Consider the following 17,037-nt stretch of genomic DNA (forward strand, 5'->3'; position numbering starts at 1 on the left):
CTTATTCCTTCACCTGATGCACAACGTCAATGACCGAACCATCGCGGTAGCGCACAACGGCAATTACGCGGTCGGTAAATTCGATGGCGCGCGGTTGACCGGTTAACTGCTGGGCACGTTCGCGCAGCCATTCAATCGACACCACTTTCATGCCAGCTTCCTGCAGGCGTTCCGCCAGTTCAGGGCGGGCAGGGTTGACGGCGATACCGTGGTCGGTAACCAGAATGTCAACGCTGGAACCTGGGGTTACGCAGGTCAGCACGTTATCTACCAGTGTCGGGATGCGTCCGCGAACCAGCGGTGCGACGATGATGGAAAGCGCTGCGGCCACAGCCGTATCGCAGTGACCACCGGAAGCGCCACGCAGTACGCCGTCGGAGCCGGTCAGTACGTTAACGTTGAAGCTGGTGTCGACTTCTAATGCGCTCAGGACCACAACGTCCAGACGGTCAACGGATGCGCCTTTCGAGCCCCAGTTAGCGTACTGGTTAGCGCTGATCTCAATGTGATTTGGATTGCGGGCCAGAGATTTCGCGGCGGCACTGTCGAAGCTTTGTACATCCAGCAGTTTGCGGATTAAGCCTTTTTCATGCAGATCAACGATGGTGGCGGTGATGCCGCCCAGCGCGAAATCGGCATGGATGTCACGGCTACGCATTTTGTCTTCCAGGAAACGGGTAACGGCCAGAGATGCGCCGCCGGTGCCTGTCTGCAATGAGAAGCCTTCATTGAAGTAACCGGAGTTAGCAATGACGTCTGCCGCACTGCGGGCGATCAACAATTCACGTGGATTGGTGGTCATACGGGTCGCGTCCGCACCAATTTTGTCCGCATCGCCGACCTGGTCGATCTGCACGATCAGATCCACCTGATCCTGGGTAATGCTGGCCGGGTTATGCGGATAGGTCAGTAGCTGTTCTGTCAGCAGGACAACCTGTCTGGCGTTTTCGGCATCGACGCGGGCATAGCCCAGTGAACCGCAGCACGCTTTACCGGTATAACCGTTAGCGTTACCAAACTGGTCGCAGGACGGTACGCCGAGGAATGCGACATCAATGTTGAGCTCGCCACTTTGCACCAGGTGTACACGACCGCCGTGGGAGTGGATTTGCACTGGCTCAGCCAGCAGACCACGAGAGATCTCTTCTGCCAGCGGGCCACGCAGCCCGGAGGTATAAATTCGGCTGACCACGCCCTGACGGATGTGCTCAACCAGCGGCGCATGGCAGTCGCTCAGGGAGCTTGAGGCCAGCGTCAGATTTTTAAAGCCCATGCTGGCGATGGCGTCCATCACCAGGTTAATCGTCAGATCACCACCGCGAAATGCGTGGTGGAAAGAGATGGTCATACCATCCTGTAAACCTGAACGACGAATGGCGTCTTCCAGATTAGCGCACAGCTTTTTGTCGCGCGGTTTTTGCGCCTGCAGTTCTGCTTTTGCGGTGCTCTGATAAGCGGAAAGCTCGCTTTCTGCATGACGGCTCCAGGTCGCCACGCGATCCTGGCGTTGAGACTGTTCGATTTTCTGCGTCATTTTTTTGCCTTATTCTTCGCGAATGCCGGAAAGTTCTGCCCGGGAGATAACCAGAAGGGCGCGCTCGATAACCGGGCTGTCAACCATCTTGCCGTTCAGGGAAACCACGCCACGACCTTCGCGGGCGGCAGCTTCAGCGGCTTCCACCACCAGACGGGCGTGAGCCAGCTCTTTACGCGTCGGGGCATACAGGTTGTGCAGAAGTTCAATCTGGCGAGGGTTGATCAGCGACTTGCCGTCAAAACCCAGCTGCTTGATGTGTGAGGCTTCGTGCAGGAAACCTGTTTCGTTGTTGGCATCGGAATAGACGGTATCGAACGCCTGAATACCGGCAGAGCGCGCAGCCTGTAAAATAGAGCAGCGGGCAAACAGCAGTTCAGTCCCTTCCGGGGAACGTTCAGTACGCAGGTTACGCACATAATCTTCTGCACCCAGGGCAATACCAATCAGGCGTTCTGAAGCGTGGGCGATTTCTACCGCGCGGGTAATGCCTAACGGCGACTCGATGGCGGCTAACAGGCCGGTGCTGCCGGGCTCACGTCCGCAGGCGTTTTCGATGCGCAGGATTTCGTTTTCAATGTCGGTGACATCCTGTGCGGTATCGGTTTTCGGTAAACGCACGATGTCAGCGCCGCCGCGCACAACAGCTTCGAGATCGTTGATGCCCCATTCGGAGTCGAGGGCGTTCACGCGCACGATGGTTTCAACGTCGTGATACAGCGGATGCTGCAGCGCGTGGTACACCATGCGGCGGGCGGTATCTTTTTCACGCAGCGCGACGGAGTCTTCCAGGTCGAACATCAGCGCATCAGCCGGGTAGATAAACGAGTTGCTGACCATGGCGGCATTGGCGCCCGGTACGAACAACATGCTACGGCGGGTACGGGTTTTACGTTGTTGCAAAGATTCGGCAATCACTGGCAATCCTCCCATGGCAGTGCCGGAATACCGCCAGCGCGGGCCAGTAGTGCTTCCAGTCGCGCACGTAAAATGCAGTCCAGTGCGCCTTTATCATCAACATTTAATTGCACGCCGCGTACGTTGTAGCGGGACAGTACGTCCAGAATGGTGGCCCGAATGGCATCACCGAACTGCTTTTCGACGCTACTGTTAACCTGCAGGTCAATATCCTGCGAATCGAGTGGGGCGATGCGGATCATCACATCACCGGACTCGAGTGTGCCTGCGACGGCTGCCTGGTTTATTTTCATTTTTCACCTGTTGCTAATGCGGGGGTATTTTGGCGGACTGCCGCACCCGATGAGGCTCGTTCAGCCATGCTTTGCAGATAGCGCAGCGTGGCGTCAGGAACCAGGGATGCGATAGCCGTGAGATCTTTTTTAACCAGCAGCTTGCGCACCCAGGAGGCGGAAATCGGCATCTCCTGGAAGCACAGCCGCTCAATTTCCACCAGTTCAATCGGTGGGGCGGGAAGCGTTGGGGTCTCCAGCCAGTAACGCATATCGTTGTTGTACTGGGAGGTGACGGTGCAATACGGCTCGGTACCCACGAAACGGTGCGTAACGCCGAGAGCCGGGGCCAGGTACTGGCGGAAGATTTTCAGGTCTATTTCGGTGTAGCAGTGGTTAATAACGCTCTGCTCTTTGATGAAGTAGCACGGGAACGTGGCGCGGGAAATGATGTATTCCGAACCGCGATGCACGGTTAAACGCGGAATGTCTTTTGTCCCTTTGAGTACCAGATCCAGTCGGTCTTCATACGGAAAACGCGAGGTATCTTCTTTCACCAAAAACAGATGCAGCCAGTCACATTGCGCGGCCGCCTGTTGGATCAGAAAACGATGACCGTTGGTGAAGGGGTTGGCGTTCATGACGATACAGCCAATTTTTTTCCCTTCATGACGCTGTTTTGCCAGCGATTCGGCGTAGCGTTTCAGCCGTGTGGTGCTGTTTTCCATCAATACCATAATGCCGGGCACGCTGGTGAGCGTGGAAAAGCCGCACTGTTTAAACAGCGATTCGTACTCGGTTTTGGTATAGATGAAGAGGTGCGTACAGTGGCGCTCATAGGCGAGGTTGATGAGTTCTGTCGCCAGCGTCAGCGCCAGGCCTTCACCGCGCACGGACTCACAAATCGCGACGCACTTAATGATATTTCCGGCGATACCGCCACAGGCAATCAGGCGATCGTCACGGGTGACGGTGATAAATACTTCGACGGTGGTATCAACGCTCAGATCGTTCTCTTTCAGAAATTGCGCGATAGCCGCCATCTTTTTATTTTCTGAGCGTTTGACTTGCGTGAATATATTATTACCGAACATAGTGAATAGAGCCCCGACGCTATATTTGTTACTGGGTTTCTGTTTTTGTTGCTCTGATTAGCAACCTGATAACGTTTCGTTTGCAATTGAAGGGAATGATTTTTTATTACGGAGTATTTCTTTTTTTCCCTGCTGCATACATCGTAAGGAGTATTTTGGAGGTAATTTTTGATTTATTTCACAATAAGTTAGAAGGTTTTAATGTGTTTTATGGTTTTAAGTTTTTTAATTAATTTAACTCGGAAATAGCGCGCGGTTTTAATTTGTTTAATTGATTTAAGGTGGGGAATCTGCAACGATCCTGTTTTATACCGTGACTTTTAAATAAAACATTTTTATTACAACTACAATAGAAAATAAGTTTCGGTAACGTCGGTGAGGAAAAATTATGGCAGAGCAGAAAAATAAAACACGGTTTCCTTTTTTTCGCAGTCTGGCGTTTCCGTTACGCATCTTTCTGCTCATTCTGGTCGTTTCTGTTCTTATTATCGCAGCGTTAGCACAATACTTTACCGCCAGTTTTGAAGATTATCTGACGACACACGTCCGTGATATGGCAATGAACCAGGCCAAAATCATCGCCTCTAATGACAGCATCATCGCGGCGGTGAAGCATCGTGATTACAAGCGTCTGGCGACTATTGCCGACAAACTACAGAGTGGGACTGATTTCGACTATGTCGTTATTGGAGATACGCACTCCATTCGTCTTTATCATCCGAACCCGGAAAAAATTGGTTACCCGATGCAGTTCACCAAGCCTGGCGCGCTGGAAAAAGGTGAGAGCTACTTTATTACCGGTAAAGGATCTATTGGGATGGCAATGCGCGCCAAAACTCCTATCTTTGATGACGATGGCAAAATCATTGGCGTGGTCTCAATTGGCTATCTGATCAGTAAAATTGACAGCTGGCGATCGGATTTCTTACTGCCAATGGCTGGGGTATTTATCCTGTTGTTGTTGGTACTTATGCTGCTCTCCTGGTTTTTTGCTGCCCATATTCGTCGGCAGATGTTAGGGATGGAACCTAAACAAATCGCGCGGGTGGTGCGTCAGCAGGAAGCGCTGTTCAGCTCGGTGTATGAAGGGTTGATTGCCGTTGATCCTGACGGATATATCACCGCGATTAACCGCAGTGCGAGGAAAATGCTGGGGCTGTCATCGCCGGGTCGAAAGTGGCTGGGCAAACCGGTAAATGAAGTCGTTCAGCCATCGGACTTTTTCACCCAGCAGATTGCGGAACAACGCCAGGATGCGATGGTTAATTTTAATGGGTTGAGCGTTATCGCCAACCGTGAGGCGATTCGCTCCGGTGACGACCTGCTCGGCGCCATTATCAGTTTTCGTAGTAAAGATGAAATTGCTACCCTTAATGCACAATTAACGCAAATCAAACAGTATGTTGAGAGCCTGAGAACGCTGCGTCATGAGCACCTGAACTGGATGTCGACCATCAATGGCCTGCTGCAAATGAAAGAGTATGACCGGGTGCTGGCTATGGTTCAGGGAGAGTCACAGGCACAGCAGCAACTGATTGACAGCCTGCGCGGCGCCTTTGCCGATCGTCAGGTGGCGGGATTGTTATTTGGTAAGGTACAACGTGCGCGGGAACTGGGTCTTACGATGGCCATTGTTCCTGGCAGCCAACTGCACCAACTGCCTGAAGGGCTGGATAGCACAGAGTTTGCAGCAATTGTTGGCAATCTGCTTGATAATGCATTTGAAGCGAGTTTACGCACCCAGCAAGGCAACAAAGTCGTCGAACTCTATTTGAGCGACGAAGGGGATGATGTGGTCATCGAAGTTGCCGATCAGGGATGCGGTGTGCCGGAAGCATTGCGTGAAAAAATATTTGAACAGGGTGTAAGCACCCGTACCGATGAACCAGGCGAACATGGCATCGGTTTGTATCTGATTGCAAGTTATGTGAGGCGCTGTAACGGGGTGATTACGCTCGAAGATAACTCCCCTTGCGGCACCTTATTTTCTTTATTTCTTCCGAAAGTGAAAAAAAATAATGACGGAACCATTAACGCTACTGATCGTTGAGGATGAAACGCTACTGGCGGAAATGCATGCTGAATATATCCGCCATATACCCGGCTTCAGCCAGATATGGCTGGCGGGTAATCTTGCGCAGGCAAGAATGATGATTGAGCGTTTTAAGCCCGGTTTGATTCTTCTTGATAACTACTTACCGGACGGTAAGGGTATTACTTTGTTGCATGAGCTGACCCAGGCGCGCTATCCGGGCGGTGTGGTCTTTACCACGGCGGCCAGCGATATGGAAACGGTCTCCGAGGCCGTGCGCAGCGGCGCGTTTGATTATCTGGTCAAACCTATCGCTTACGAGCGGTTGGGGCAGACGCTTACGCGGTATCAACAGCGCAGACGCATGCTGGCAGGCAATGACAACGCTAGTCAAAAGCAGATTGATGAAATGTTTAACGCCTACGCGCGCGGCGAGCCGAAAGGCGATTTGCCGACCGGGATTGATGCGTTAACGCTGAATGCGGTGCTGAAGCTATTTGCCGATCCGACGGTACATCATACTGCGGAAACGATCGCCCAGGCGCTCACCATCAGTCGTACGACCTCCAGACGCTATCTGGAGTACTGTGCCAGCCGCCATTTGATTATCGCGGAGATTATTCACGGGAAGGTAGGCAGGCCGCAGCGTATTTATCACGGCGGCTAAATGCTGATTTCTTAAGTAGGCCGGATAAGATGCTTTAGCATCGCCATCCGGCAACGGGGTTGAAATGCCGGATGCGGCGTAAATGCCTTATCCGGCCTACATTTCGCTGAAAGTCAGCCGCCAACAACGGCTGAAGAAGAGCCTGGTACCATCACTTCGGTGGCGATAATCACCACCAGCAGTCCGACCAGTACCGGAACCGAGGTACGTTTCACCACTTCGAACGGAGAAATCTTCGCCATCCCTGCGACAGCCACAACCACGCCGGAGACCGGGGAAATTGTGCGCCCAAGGTTAGAAGCCTGAAGCATCGGGATAACAAGATAAGCCGGGTTAATGCCGGAAGAATGTGCCAGCTTAGGGATCATCTCAACGAAAGCATAGAACGGGGCGTTACCGGAGCCTGTAGTCATTGCCGCCAGCATCGTCAGGATCACCAGCACCATCATCAGAATAATGCTTGCTGAGCCAAACGAGGTGGCGATAGAGATCAGACTCTGAATAAAGCCGATGGTGCTCAGCCCTTGGGCAAAAACACCCGCTGCAACGAGCAGCATTACTACGTTGGCAAAGGCATCCGCCATGCCACGGTAAGCGACTTCCAGACCTGAAAACACCTTTTGAGTGTTGAATCCACGAATAAATTCCAGAACGGCGGCGATGAGCATGCACAGTACCAGAATCGTAATGATGTGCAGCTGTGGACCCCATTTACCATCAAAAATCAGGACGCCTACGATCGGTGTAAACGGCAGGATGGCGTAAAAAGACGGCGCGGTAGTGGTGATTTCTGCCACGTCTAACATTTCGTGAGAAATGTTCTCTTTTTTATCCAGGTAGCGCTGCCAGAAAAAGTGTGCGATCGCCATAGCAATGATGGCGGCAATGGAAATTGGCAGCGTGGTTTTAAACGCGAAATCAATCAACGGCATTTCTGCGGCTTTTGCCGCCAGCACCACATCACCGGATGTCGGTGAAAGAATGATTGCAGCGGGGGAGGCACATATGGCCGCCGCGGCGCCACGGCTGATCCCAACGTTTACCATGACCGGGAACAGCGTTGCCATCAGCAATACACCCAAGCCGGTAGCTGACGAGACTGCCAGCGACATCAGACAGGCGACAAAATAGGCGGCAATCATCAACAGATAAGGTGAGTTGATATATTGCAGCGGTTTGGAGGCCAGCTTAACTACCATATCGTTCGCGCCAATATGCGTCATGTAGGCGGCAAAACCACACAGCATCATAATCATCATGCCGAGATCGCCACCGCGGCTCATCAGCAAAATTTTAATGTATTCAACAATGTCTGTAGCAGTATAGCCTGTCGTTGCTGCGCTGGAAGGCAGAACTTTATGTCCCATCACCGCACTGATAATCAGCAAAACCAGACCGCCAACAAACAGTACGCCGGTGGCGGAATAACCTTTGATGATGTAGCGCGCCACACCCACAATAACCACAACCCCAATAAGGAGTTCAATAAATGTCAACATTGTTTCCCCTGTCGCATTGCTGCCCAGAAAGTAAAAAAACTAAAAAAAGTAAAAAGTGGTGACAGAATGTGCCTAATAAACCGATAACTATTGCTGATTGAAATCAATAAAAATACGGATTCAACCGATGGCCAGACTGTTTTTTCAACATCGTGGTTTAAAAAAGAATCTCCCCGGCAAAAACTGTGAAACGCATTGCTGTTGTGTGTATTTTGATATTAAAATGTTAAATTATTGTTTCTTTGTTTGCTTGTCACGTTTGAAAAGAACAATTTAATAGCAATTAAGAGAAACTTATTCCTGTAATAAAGCCCGGTAAATAGAGGGGAATCATCTTATAAGCATTATCCAAAGAATATTCTGATTTTTTACCTGCGCATTTTTGTTAAGTTAACATTAAGGTTGAGTTTGCTACAATTGCTAATAACTCCCAGGATGGTAATTAAGTTGTGATTGTCGCTAAACGATATTTTCTCATTTTTTCATTTCTTTTTATTCAGTTAGCTTTCATTCCCCAAGGGGCTGCTGAAGATAAAGGCTGGTTTGCCACGTTTAAAGATAATGTCAGTGAAACCTGGCAGCAGCCGGAACATTATGATCTGTATGTACCGGCTATTACCTGGCATGCCCGTTTTGCTTACGATAAAGAAAAAACGGATCGCTACAACGAGCGACCTTGGGGGGCAGGATTTGGCCAATCCCGCTGGGATGATAAAGGAAACTGGCACGGGCTTTATATTATGGCCTTTAAGGATTCCTACAATAAATGGGAACCGATTGGCGGCTACGGCTGGGAGAAAACATGGCGTCCGCTGCCTGATGAAAACTTCCATACCGGCCTTGGCTTTACTGCTGGCTTTACCGCGCGCGATAACTGGAACTACATACCCGTGCCGGTGCTGTTACCGCTGGCGTCAATTGGTTATGGTCCGGCAACGTTCCAGATGACCTACATTCCAGGAACCTATAACAATGGTAACGTCTACTTTGCGTGGTTACGCTTCCAGTTTTGATAGGCTATCTGTAGTGTCAGCCAGGTATTAAAAATCATTAAAAAACAGATAGATGGCAACTCTCACTGAAAAATAACGCGACATTTATCACTTTTTGATAAAGTTCGACTGGACAAAGCGCACCACAATTGTTGTACTGATACCCGACACAGCATTTGTGTCTATTTTTCATGTAAAGGTAATTTTGATGTCTAAGATTAAAGGTAACGTTAAGTGGTTTAATGAGTCCAAAGGATTCGGTTTCATTACTCCGGAAGATGGCAGCAAAGACGTGTTCGTACACTTCTCTGCAATCCAGACCAATGGTTTTAAAACTCTGGCTGAAGGTCAGCGCGTAGAGTTCGAAATCACTAACGGTGCCAAAGGCCCTTCTGCTGCAAACGTAATCGCTCTGTAAGCATACGACAGCAAGCATTCAAAACCCGCTTAATTGCGGGTTTTTTTCGCTCTAATGTGCGGGAGAGGCAGAAACCAGCCAGAATGCCAGAGCGGTCATCGCAAATGATCCCAGTAGATTAACCAGCACATTCACCATAGCCCAGCCAAAGCGTCCTTCCTGAAGTAAAAATACGACCTCTGCCGAGAAGGTGGAGAACGTTGTCAGCCCGCCGCAAAAGCCGGTAGTAATCAGAACCTTCCACATTGGATCGATGTTTGTCATACGATTAAACCACGCCAGACCCATACCAATGATAAACGCGCCAAGTAAGTTTGCCGCCAGTGTACCGAATGGAATAGCCTGATGCAGTGGGTTGAAGCGCATGCTCAACATCCATCTTGCTACGCTACCTGTACCACCACCGATAAAAACCGCTAAAAGAAGTTGTAACACTGCTAAATCCTGCTATTTGATTGTATATAGGGTGAGTGTAACGCTGAATAATCGTTGTTGGCGAGCCTGACAAACTTTTCTGGAGGGAATATGTTCGTTGCAGCAGGGCAGTTTGCCGTGGGACCTTCGTGGGAAAGGAATGCAGAAACCTGTGCATCATTGATGTCTCAGGCCGCAGGAGAGGGAGTATCGTTGTTGGTACTACCGGAGGCGTTGCTGGCCCGTAACGATATTGACCCTGACCTGTCAGTAAAGTCAGCACAATTGCTGGAGGGTGGGTTTCTGACACGTTTACTCCAGGAAAGCGCGCAAAATGAGATGACGACAATCCTGACGATTCATGTTCCTTCTGTGCCAGGCCGGGCATTTAACATGTTGGTGGCGTTACGAGGAGGCCGGGTGGTTGCCCATTATGCAAAATTGCATCTTTACGACGCGTTCGCGATTCAGGAGTCGCGGAATGTCGATGCTGGAGACGCCATAGCGCCGCTGCTGGACGTAGACGGATTAAAGGTAGGGTTGATGACCTGCTATGACCTGCGTTTCCCTGAGCTGGCGTTAGCGCACGCTCTGCAGGGGGCAGACATACTCGCTTTACCTGCCGCATGGGTGCGGGGAGCACTAAAAGAGCATCACTGGGCAACATTGTTGGCGGCAAGAGCCCTGGATGCCACTTGCTATGTTATTGCGGCAGGAGAATGTGGTAATAAGAACATTGGTCAAAGCCGGGTCATCGATCCTTTTGGCGTGACCATTGCCGCCGCGGCAGAAACGCCTGCGCTGATTATGGCCGAGGTTTCAGCAGAGCGGGTGAAGCAGGTCAGGGCCCAACTTCCGGTATTAAGTAACCGACGCTTTGCGCCACCGCAATTATTATGACGTTTTTTTAAACAAGGCTTGATTCACATTGTTACAGATTGCTATTGTGTGCGCGCGTCGAAAGGCCGTTAATATTCTCAGGTTAATATGGCGCTTTATGCAGCCTGGTTTAAGTTAAGAAGGTATCTATGGGTGAGATTAGTATTACCAAACTGCTGGTGGTTGCCGCACTGGTCGTTCTGCTGTTTGGTACCAAGAAGTTACGTACACTGGGTGGAGACCTGGGAACGGCAATTAAGGGCTTTAAGAAAGCGATGAACGACGATAATGCCGATGCCAGAAAAGAGGCTGATGGTAGCGTTCAGGCGGAAAAGCTCTCTCATAAAGAGTAATGTCAGGAGCATGATGCTCTTACTGTGTGCTCTGTATGAAAAAAACCGGCAATTTGCCGGTTTTTTTATTGCTGAAATGTAAGTGAGTATTACACGATTACTTCACTTCCAGCCCTTTAGCCTGCATGTCAGCGTGGTATGAAGAACGAACGAATGGGCCGCAGGCTGCATGGGTAAATCCCATCGCCATGGCTTCGGCTTTCATCTCGTCGAACTCATCCGGGCTGACGTAGCGTTGCACTGGCAGGTGATGGCGGCTCGGCTGTAAATACTGCCCCAGCGTCAGCATGGTCACGCCATGGCTGCGCAGATCGCGCATGACTTCAATGATTTCGGCATTGGTTTCACCCAGACCTACCATCAGACCCGATTTAGTCGGGATCTCCGGGTGCGCTTCTTTGAAACGCGCCAGAAGCTTCAGCGACCAGTTGTAGTCAGCTCCCGGACGTACGTTACGGTAAATACGCGGTACGTTTTCGAGGTTGTGGTTAAATACGTCCGGCGGTGTGGCCGTGAGAATATCCAGCGCGCGATCCATACGACCACGGAAGTCAGGCACCAGAGTTTCGATCTTAATCGACGGACTTTTCTCGCGAATAGCAGTGATACAGTCAGCAAAGTGCTGAGCACCGCCGTCACGTAGATCGTCACGGTCAACGGAGGTAATGACGACATAGCGCAGCGCCATGTCCGCAATGGTCTGAGCCAGTTTCAACGGCTCGTTGGCATCAGGCGCAACCGGACGGCCATGGGCAACGTCACAGAATGGGCAACGGCGAGTACAGATTGCGCCGAGGATCATAAAGGTTGCGGTTCCGTGATTGAAACATTCAGCCAGGTTAGGGCAGGAAGCTTCTTCGCAGACAGAGTGCAGGCCGTTTTTGCGCATTGCCGCTTTGATGCCCTGGATGCGAGTGGAGTCCGCTGGCAGTTTTATTTTCATCCATTCCGGTTTACGCAGCAGGGCTTCACGCTCTGTTGCCACATTTTTAACCGGGATAAGAGCCATCTTATCGGCATCGCGGTATTTAACACCGCGTTCCATCACAATGGGTTTACTCATAGCTTGCGTGTTCCAGTTGCGAATTACGAAGGAAAGCGTTTCAATTCAAGGGAATGTTGCATTTATCAACTATTTTTGAATTAGTGATACGCAGTATATCATTGAAACGGGCCAGAAAGCAGCCTGACAGGCTGGCAAAATGTAAAATAGTTGTTGTTTTGTGCCATTTGCCACAACATATGCCGTGGCAAAGTATGACCGCATTTTTAGTCCGCAACGTATTCGTGCGGTGGGTTACCCAACAACGCCAGAATGTTGGCCAGCAGGCGTGGGCGAATGCTCTCAGTGGTGGCCGCGCTATCCCATTGCGATACTTTTGCCATCTCCATTCCGGCATAACCGCAAGGGTTGATACGCAGGAAAGGCGACAGGTCCATATCCACGTTGAGCGCTAAGCCGTGAAATGAACATCCCTTACGAATACGTAACCCTAATGAGCAGATTTTCTTCTCACCGACATAAACGCCAGGCGCATCGGCTCGCGGGTGGGCGTCGATGCCAATTTCCGCAAGGGTATTGACGACAGTTTGCTCCAGCAGCGTAACCAGCTCGCGAACACCCAGTTTGCGGCGTTTCAGGTTCAACAGCACATACATGACCTGTTGGCCCGGTCCGTGGTAGGTCACCTGACCACCACGATCGCTCTGAATCACCGGAATATCTCCCGGCATCAGTACGTGCTCGGCTTTACCGGCCTGACCCTGAGTAAAGACAGGATAATGCTCTACCAGCCAGATTTCATCATGACTGTTTTCATCGCGGGTATCGGTAAATTCGTGCATGGCCAGAGAGACTGGCTCGTAAGGTTGAAGACCGAGCTGGCGGACCAGAATTTTATCCTGATACAAAACGGCATCTCCGTAGATACTCACACAGAGTAGAGAATGTTAAAGAGGGGAAAAGTATATCACAGGAGGAAGAGGTTACCCGAGCGGGGATGCAGCGGGTAACCGACAGGTTTTACAGCACCATGCGTACGATATCGATATTACCTAATTCTTCGTACAGCGTTTCAACCTGCTCAATGTGCGTAGCAGTGATGGTGATAGAGACCGAGTGGTAGTTGCCTTTGCTGCTCGGTTTTACCGTCGGAGAGTAATCACCTGGCGCATGGCGCTGTACCACTTCAACCACCTGATCAACCAGCTCAGGCAACGCCTGCCCCATTACTTTGTAAGTAAATGGAGTAGGGAATTCAAGCAGTTCGTTAAGTTTGGTTTTCATGTCAGCTCCGGCGTTACATCAAAAAATAATAACTCCCACAGCGCGTGGGAGTTATCTGGATACCTAGTATATGGGGACGTAAATCACACTTTCAAGTGTTCGATTTTTAGCCAAACCAGTGGTGGAACATTAATTTAATGTAATCAATGATTTTCCCAAAGAAGTTGCCTTCCGGGATTTCCTGCAGCACGACCAGTGGGCGCTGCTCGATGGTTTTGCCATCAAGCTGGAAGTTGATGGTACCGACAACCTGATTTTTCTGCAGCGGCGCGTGCAGTTCAGTGGTGTTCAGCACATAACTTGCTTTCAGATCTTTCATACGGCCGCGCGGAATGGTCAGGTAGACATCCTTATCGACACCTAACGATGCGCGATCGGTGTTACCAAACCAGGCGGGTTCTGAGGCAAATTCTTTACCCACTTTCAGCGGGTTGACGGTTTCGAAGAAACGGAAGCCCCAGGTCAGCAGTTTTTTGCTTTCGGTTTCGCGACCTTTATAGGTGCGGCCACCCATTACGGCGGAGATCAGACGCATCTGGCCTTCGGTTGCGGATGCAACAAGGTTATAGCCAGCTTTATCGGTGTGACCGGTTTTGATACCGTCAACATTCAGGCTGTTATCCCACAGCAGACCGTTACGGTTTAACTGACGAATGCCGTTAAAGGTGAACTCTTTTTCTTTATAGATAGAGTATTCATTAGGCACATCGCGAATCAGCGCCTGACCAATCATCGCCATATCGCGGGCTGAACTGTACTGACCGTCAGCATCAAGACCATGAACGGTCTGGAAGTGGGTGTTTTTCAGACCCAGCGCGTTCACATAGCTGTTCATCAGGCCGACGAAAGCATCCTGGCTACCGGCAGCGAAGTCAGCCATCGCCACACATGCGTCGTTCCCGGACTGCAGGTTAATACCACGGATCAACTGAGAGACAGGAACCTGCATGCCTGGCTTGAGGAACATCAGCGATGAACCTTTAAAGACCGGGTTACCCGTAGCCCATGCGTCATTGCCGACGGTGACCAGATCGGTTTCTTTGAACTTCCCGGCTTTCATCGCCTGGCCGATGACGTAGCTGGTCATCATTTTGGTCAGGCTGGCGGGGTCGCGGCGAGTGTCAGCATTCTGTTCTGCCAGAACTTTACCTGAGTTGTAATCAATCAGGATATACGACTCCGCATCGATCTGCGGAACGCCGGGGATCATGGTTTTAATATTCAGGTCATCGGCATGGGCAGCAGAGAGAGTAGCTGCGCAGAGAGCCGCGGTGAGCGCCATACGCTGCACGAAACGAGCGGAAAAAGTGGTCTTCATGGTCTGAACTACGACGTCCGTGATGAAATTAAAAAAAGTGCCCTACTATAGCAAATGCATAACGGGCAGGCATCTGACTTTCCGCGTGACTTTGTTAATGTCATTTACGGAAATTGACAATTCAGATACCCGGTTTACGTTATTACATGCCGGTGATGAAGGACTGTAATTGCGCCTCGGATTGAAGACGCTGCTGCAATGAGGAGGCTTCAGTTTTGCTGGCGAATGGCCCCATCTGAATACGCCATACCGCGCCGTTTTGCACTACCCGTCCTGGGACGCCAAACTGCTGACTTAAGCGCTTTTGATACTGCTGCGCTCGGGTTTGATCGCTAACGGCACCGACCTGAACGACATAGCGTCCGTTGGTCGCAGCGGTTGGCGCGGCAACGGTCGCTGGCGCTGATACCGGGGCAGTTGATGCTGCGGGTGCGGCGGTTACAGGCTGTGGCGCAGGCGCGGGTTCACTGCCTTCAAGCACACCAGCAGCAAGCGTTGTCGGTGCGCCGAGGAAACCACTGCTGTTGACCGGCGCACCGCTGGCATCTTCGCTTTTCAGCGTGGAATTGCTGATAGGGCGGATGTCATTTTGCGGCTGGCCCGCATCCGGTGCGGAAGACATAGTGCCACCACCGCTTAAATCAGGGCGAGCGGGCAGGGCATAGGTTTGTTTCGCCACGGTCGTACAGGCCATACCCGGTCCAGATAATGAACCATCCTGAGCGACGATGATCGGGTCGATACGCACTTTGGTGTTGTTAGACGTGTTCAGTCGATCGGCGGCGGCACGTGAAAGTGAAATTACGCGATCGTTGCCATAAGGGCCGCGATCGTTAATGCGCACGACGATCATCCTGCCGTTTGCCAGGTTGGTGATTCTGGCATAGCTTGGGATCGGCAGCGTCGGGTGCGCAGCGGTCAACTGCATTGGATCAAACGCTTCACCAGACGCGGTTAAATTGCTTCCAGGCTCCGCATCATAAATAGCGGCAAGCCCGGCCTGACTAAAGCGGGAGGGATCCTGGACTATTTTGTAGCTCTTACCATCACGCTGGTAGTCCTGATTCGCCGTTGGGTTCAGGGGTTCAAAGCGCGGATCGGCCCCGCTGATTTCAACAATCGGACCATTACACACCGCAGGCTGCGGCGCGACAGCAACCTGTTGCTGACCATCATCATTCGAACACGCCGCGAGCATTCCTGCTGCGATGCAGATACCAAGCCACTGCTTACGCATTGCGTACCCCTTACACGCTTTTCGACAACATTTTTCTATGGGTGTGGATCGACATAACAATCCCGAACCCGGCCATCAGCACGATCAGTGCTGAGCCTCCGTAACTGACCAGTGGGAGTGGAACCCCAACCACAGGGAGAATACCGCTCACCATACCAATATTTACGAAGACATAAACGAATAATATCAACATTAAACCACCCGCCATGACGCGGCCAAAGGTGGTTTGTGCGCGAGCCGCGATCCACAACCCGCGCATAATCAGCAAAATGTACAGCGTCAGCAAAATCAAGATTCCCACCAGACCCAGTTCTTCCGCTAAGACGGCGAAGATAAAGTCAGTGTGGCGTTCGGGTAAAAACTCAAGTTGCGACTGCGTACCGTGCAGCCAGCCTTTACCGCGTAATCCGCCGGAACCAATAGCAATTTTAGACTGAATAATGTGATAGCCCGCGCCCAGCGGATCGGTTTCAGGGTCGAGTAACATCATGACGCGCTGACGCTGGTAGTCATGCATCAGGAAGAACCACAGTATCGGAATAAACGCGGCGACCAAAACGACTGCCACACCGATTAAGCGCCAGCTCAAACCAGAAAGGAACAGGACAAACAGGCCAGAAAGGGCAACCAGAATTGAGGTGCCGAGGTCAGGCTGAGCGGCAACCAGCAGCGTGGGCATAAAAATCAGCACCAGCGCAATCGCGGTATTTTTTAGCGATGGCGGGCAGACGTCGCGGTTGATGAAGCGTGCGACCATCAGCGGCACGGCAATCTTGGCGATTTCAGAAGGCTGAAAGCGCACGATCCCCAAATCCAACCAGCGCTGGGCGCCTTTGGAAATAGCGCCGAAGGCATCAACTGCCACCAACAGAATGATGCAGAAGATATAGAGATAGGGCGCCCAACCTTCATAAACCCTGGGCGGAATTTGCGCCATCACCACCATGATGACCAGACCCATCGCGATCTGGCCGACCTTACGCTCCATCATGCCAATATCCTGGCCGCTGGCGCTCCAGATGACCAGCGAGCTGTAGACCAGCAGAGCCAGCAAAATAAGCAACATGGTGGGATCGATGTGGATTTTGTCCCAAAATGTTTTTTTGTTCGGATTATCCGTCAC

18 protein-coding genes are annotated in these 17,037 nt (G+C 51.2%); 6 read left to right on the forward strand and 12 right to left on the reverse strand.

From position 1 onward, the window contains the following. Nucleotide 1 precedes the first annotated feature (1 nt). From citF to citC, 4 genes are read right to left on the reverse strand one after another with little or no spacing between them, the layout of a single operon-like run. Complete coding sequence (gene citF / locus FHD02_RS10525) at nt 2-1,534, reverse strand: citrate lyase subunit alpha (protein ID WP_042309829.1); 1,533 nt, start codon at nt 1,532-1,534, stop codon at nt 2-4. Nucleotides 1,535-1,543: 9 nt separating this feature from the next. Further along, nucleotides 1,544-2,452, reverse strand: coding sequence for an aldolase/citrate lyase family protein (locus FHD02_RS10530; RefSeq protein WP_220393861.1), 909 nt, complete (start codon nt 2,450-2,452; stop codon nt 1,544-1,546). Beyond that, nucleotides 2,449-2,745 (reverse strand): citrate lyase acyl carrier protein, encoded by a 297-nt coding sequence (gene citD / locus FHD02_RS10535; RefSeq protein ID WP_003831276.1) that lies wholly within the window; start codon nt 2,743-2,745, stop codon nt 2,449-2,451. The genes FHD02_RS10530 and citD overlap by 4 nt, the downstream gene beginning before the upstream one ends. Continuing rightward, nucleotides 2,742-3,818, reverse strand: coding sequence for a [citrate (pro-3S)-lyase] ligase (gene citC / locus FHD02_RS10540; RefSeq protein WP_137360494.1), 1,077 nt, complete (start codon nt 3,816-3,818; stop codon nt 2,742-2,744). The genes citD and citC overlap by 4 nt, the downstream gene beginning before the upstream one ends. A gap of 388 nt (nt 3,819-4,206) precedes the next feature. Here citC and dpiB point away from each other — a divergent pair, with 388 nt between their 5' ends. Both dpiB and dpiA read left to right on the forward strand, forming a co-directional pair. Further along, entirely contained in the window at nt 4,207-5,868 is a 1,662-nt protein-coding gene (gene dpiB, locus FHD02_RS10545; protein ID WP_220393862.1) for a sensor histidine kinase DpiB, read from the forward strand. Beyond that, entirely contained in the window at nt 5,837-6,517 is a 681-nt protein-coding gene (gene dpiA / locus FHD02_RS10550) for a two-component response regulator DpiA (RefSeq protein ID WP_137360496.1), read from the forward strand. Before dpiB ends, dpiA begins: the two co-directional genes overlap by 32 nt. 113 nt (nt 6,518-6,630) lie before the next feature. Here the strand turns inward: dpiA and dcuC are convergent, their stop codons facing one another. Continuing rightward, complete coding sequence (dcuC, locus tag FHD02_RS10555; RefSeq protein ID WP_220393863.1) at nt 6,631-8,016, reverse strand: anaerobic C4-dicarboxylate transporter DcuC; 1,386 nt, start codon at nt 8,014-8,016, stop codon at nt 6,631-6,633. A gap of 449 nt (nt 8,017-8,465) precedes the next feature. Between dcuC and pagP the strand changes: the two genes are divergently transcribed. Further along, on the forward strand, nt 8,466-9,029 hold the full coding sequence (pagP, locus tag FHD02_RS10560; protein WP_038638726.1) for a lipid IV(A) palmitoyltransferase PagP: 564 nt from the start codon (nt 8,466-8,468) through the stop codon (nt 9,027-9,029). Nucleotides 9,030-9,216: 187 nt separating this feature from the next. Further along, the gene (gene cspE, locus FHD02_RS10565) at nt 9,217-9,426 is read left to right on the forward strand and encodes a transcription antiterminator/RNA stability regulator CspE (RefSeq protein ID WP_000034825.1); all 210 of its coding nucleotides are present in this window, start codon (nt 9,217-9,219) and stop codon (nt 9,424-9,426) included. 51 nt (nt 9,427-9,477) lie between these two features. Here the strand turns inward: cspE and crcB are convergent, their stop codons facing one another. Further along, nucleotides 9,478-9,861 carry a fluoride efflux transporter CrcB gene (gene crcB, locus FHD02_RS10570; protein WP_003831281.1) on the reverse strand — a complete coding sequence of 128 codons (384 nt, stop codon included), beginning with the start codon at nt 9,859-9,861 and terminating at the stop codon, nt 9,478-9,480. 90 nt (nt 9,862-9,951) lie between these two features. Between crcB and FHD02_RS10575 the strand changes: the two genes are divergently transcribed. Both FHD02_RS10575 and tatE read left to right on the forward strand, forming a co-directional pair. After that, a complete protein-coding gene (locus FHD02_RS10575; protein ID WP_042309822.1) occupies nt 9,952-10,740 on the forward strand; it encodes a deaminated glutathione amidase in 789 nt (262 codons plus the stop codon). A gap of 128 nt (nt 10,741-10,868) precedes the next feature. Beyond that, nucleotides 10,869-11,072, forward strand: a complete 204-nt coding sequence (tatE, locus tag FHD02_RS10580) for a twin-arginine translocase subunit TatE (protein WP_042309820.1) — start codon at nt 10,869-10,871, stop codon at nt 11,070-11,072. Nucleotides 11,073-11,169: 97 nt separating this feature from the next. Here tatE and lipA read toward each other — a convergent pair whose 3' ends face one another. From lipA to mrdB, 6 genes are all read right to left on the reverse strand, one after another. Beyond that, nucleotides 11,170-12,135: a lipoyl synthase gene (lipA, locus tag FHD02_RS10585; protein ID WP_042309819.1), complete on the reverse strand. Its 966-nt coding sequence runs from the start codon at nt 12,133-12,135 to the stop codon at nt 11,170-11,172. Nucleotides 12,136-12,341: 206 nt separating this feature from the next. Further along, nucleotides 12,342-12,983 carry a lipoyl(octanoyl) transferase LipB gene (gene lipB / locus FHD02_RS10590; protein ID WP_042309816.1) on the reverse strand — a complete coding sequence of 214 codons (642 nt, stop codon included), beginning with the start codon at nt 12,981-12,983 and terminating at the stop codon, nt 12,342-12,344. 112 nt (nt 12,984-13,095) lie between these two features. Further along, the gene (gene ybeD / locus FHD02_RS10595; RefSeq protein ID WP_003022706.1) at nt 13,096-13,359 is read right to left on the reverse strand and encodes a DUF493 family protein YbeD; all 264 of its coding nucleotides are present in this window, start codon (nt 13,357-13,359) and stop codon (nt 13,096-13,098) included. A gap of 106 nt (nt 13,360-13,465) precedes the next feature. Continuing rightward, complete coding sequence (dacA, locus tag FHD02_RS10600; RefSeq protein ID WP_038638745.1) at nt 13,466-14,677, reverse strand: D-alanyl-D-alanine carboxypeptidase DacA; 1,212 nt, start codon at nt 14,675-14,677, stop codon at nt 13,466-13,468. A gap of 142 nt (nt 14,678-14,819) precedes the next feature. Further along, nucleotides 14,820-15,914 carry an endolytic peptidoglycan transglycosylase RlpA gene (gene rlpA / locus FHD02_RS10605; protein ID WP_137360497.1) on the reverse strand — a complete coding sequence of 365 codons (1,095 nt, stop codon included), beginning with the start codon at nt 15,912-15,914 and terminating at the stop codon, nt 14,820-14,822. A gap of 10 nt (nt 15,915-15,924) precedes the next feature. After that, a complete protein-coding gene (gene mrdB, locus FHD02_RS10610) occupies nt 15,925-17,037 on the reverse strand; it encodes a peptidoglycan glycosyltransferase MrdB (protein ID WP_006685529.1) in 1,113 nt (370 codons plus the stop codon).

Source organism: Citrobacter sp. EC_71, assembly GCF_019584005.1.
Taxonomy (GTDB): domain Bacteria; phylum Pseudomonadota; class Gammaproteobacteria; order Enterobacterales; family Enterobacteriaceae; genus Citrobacter; species Citrobacter werkmanii.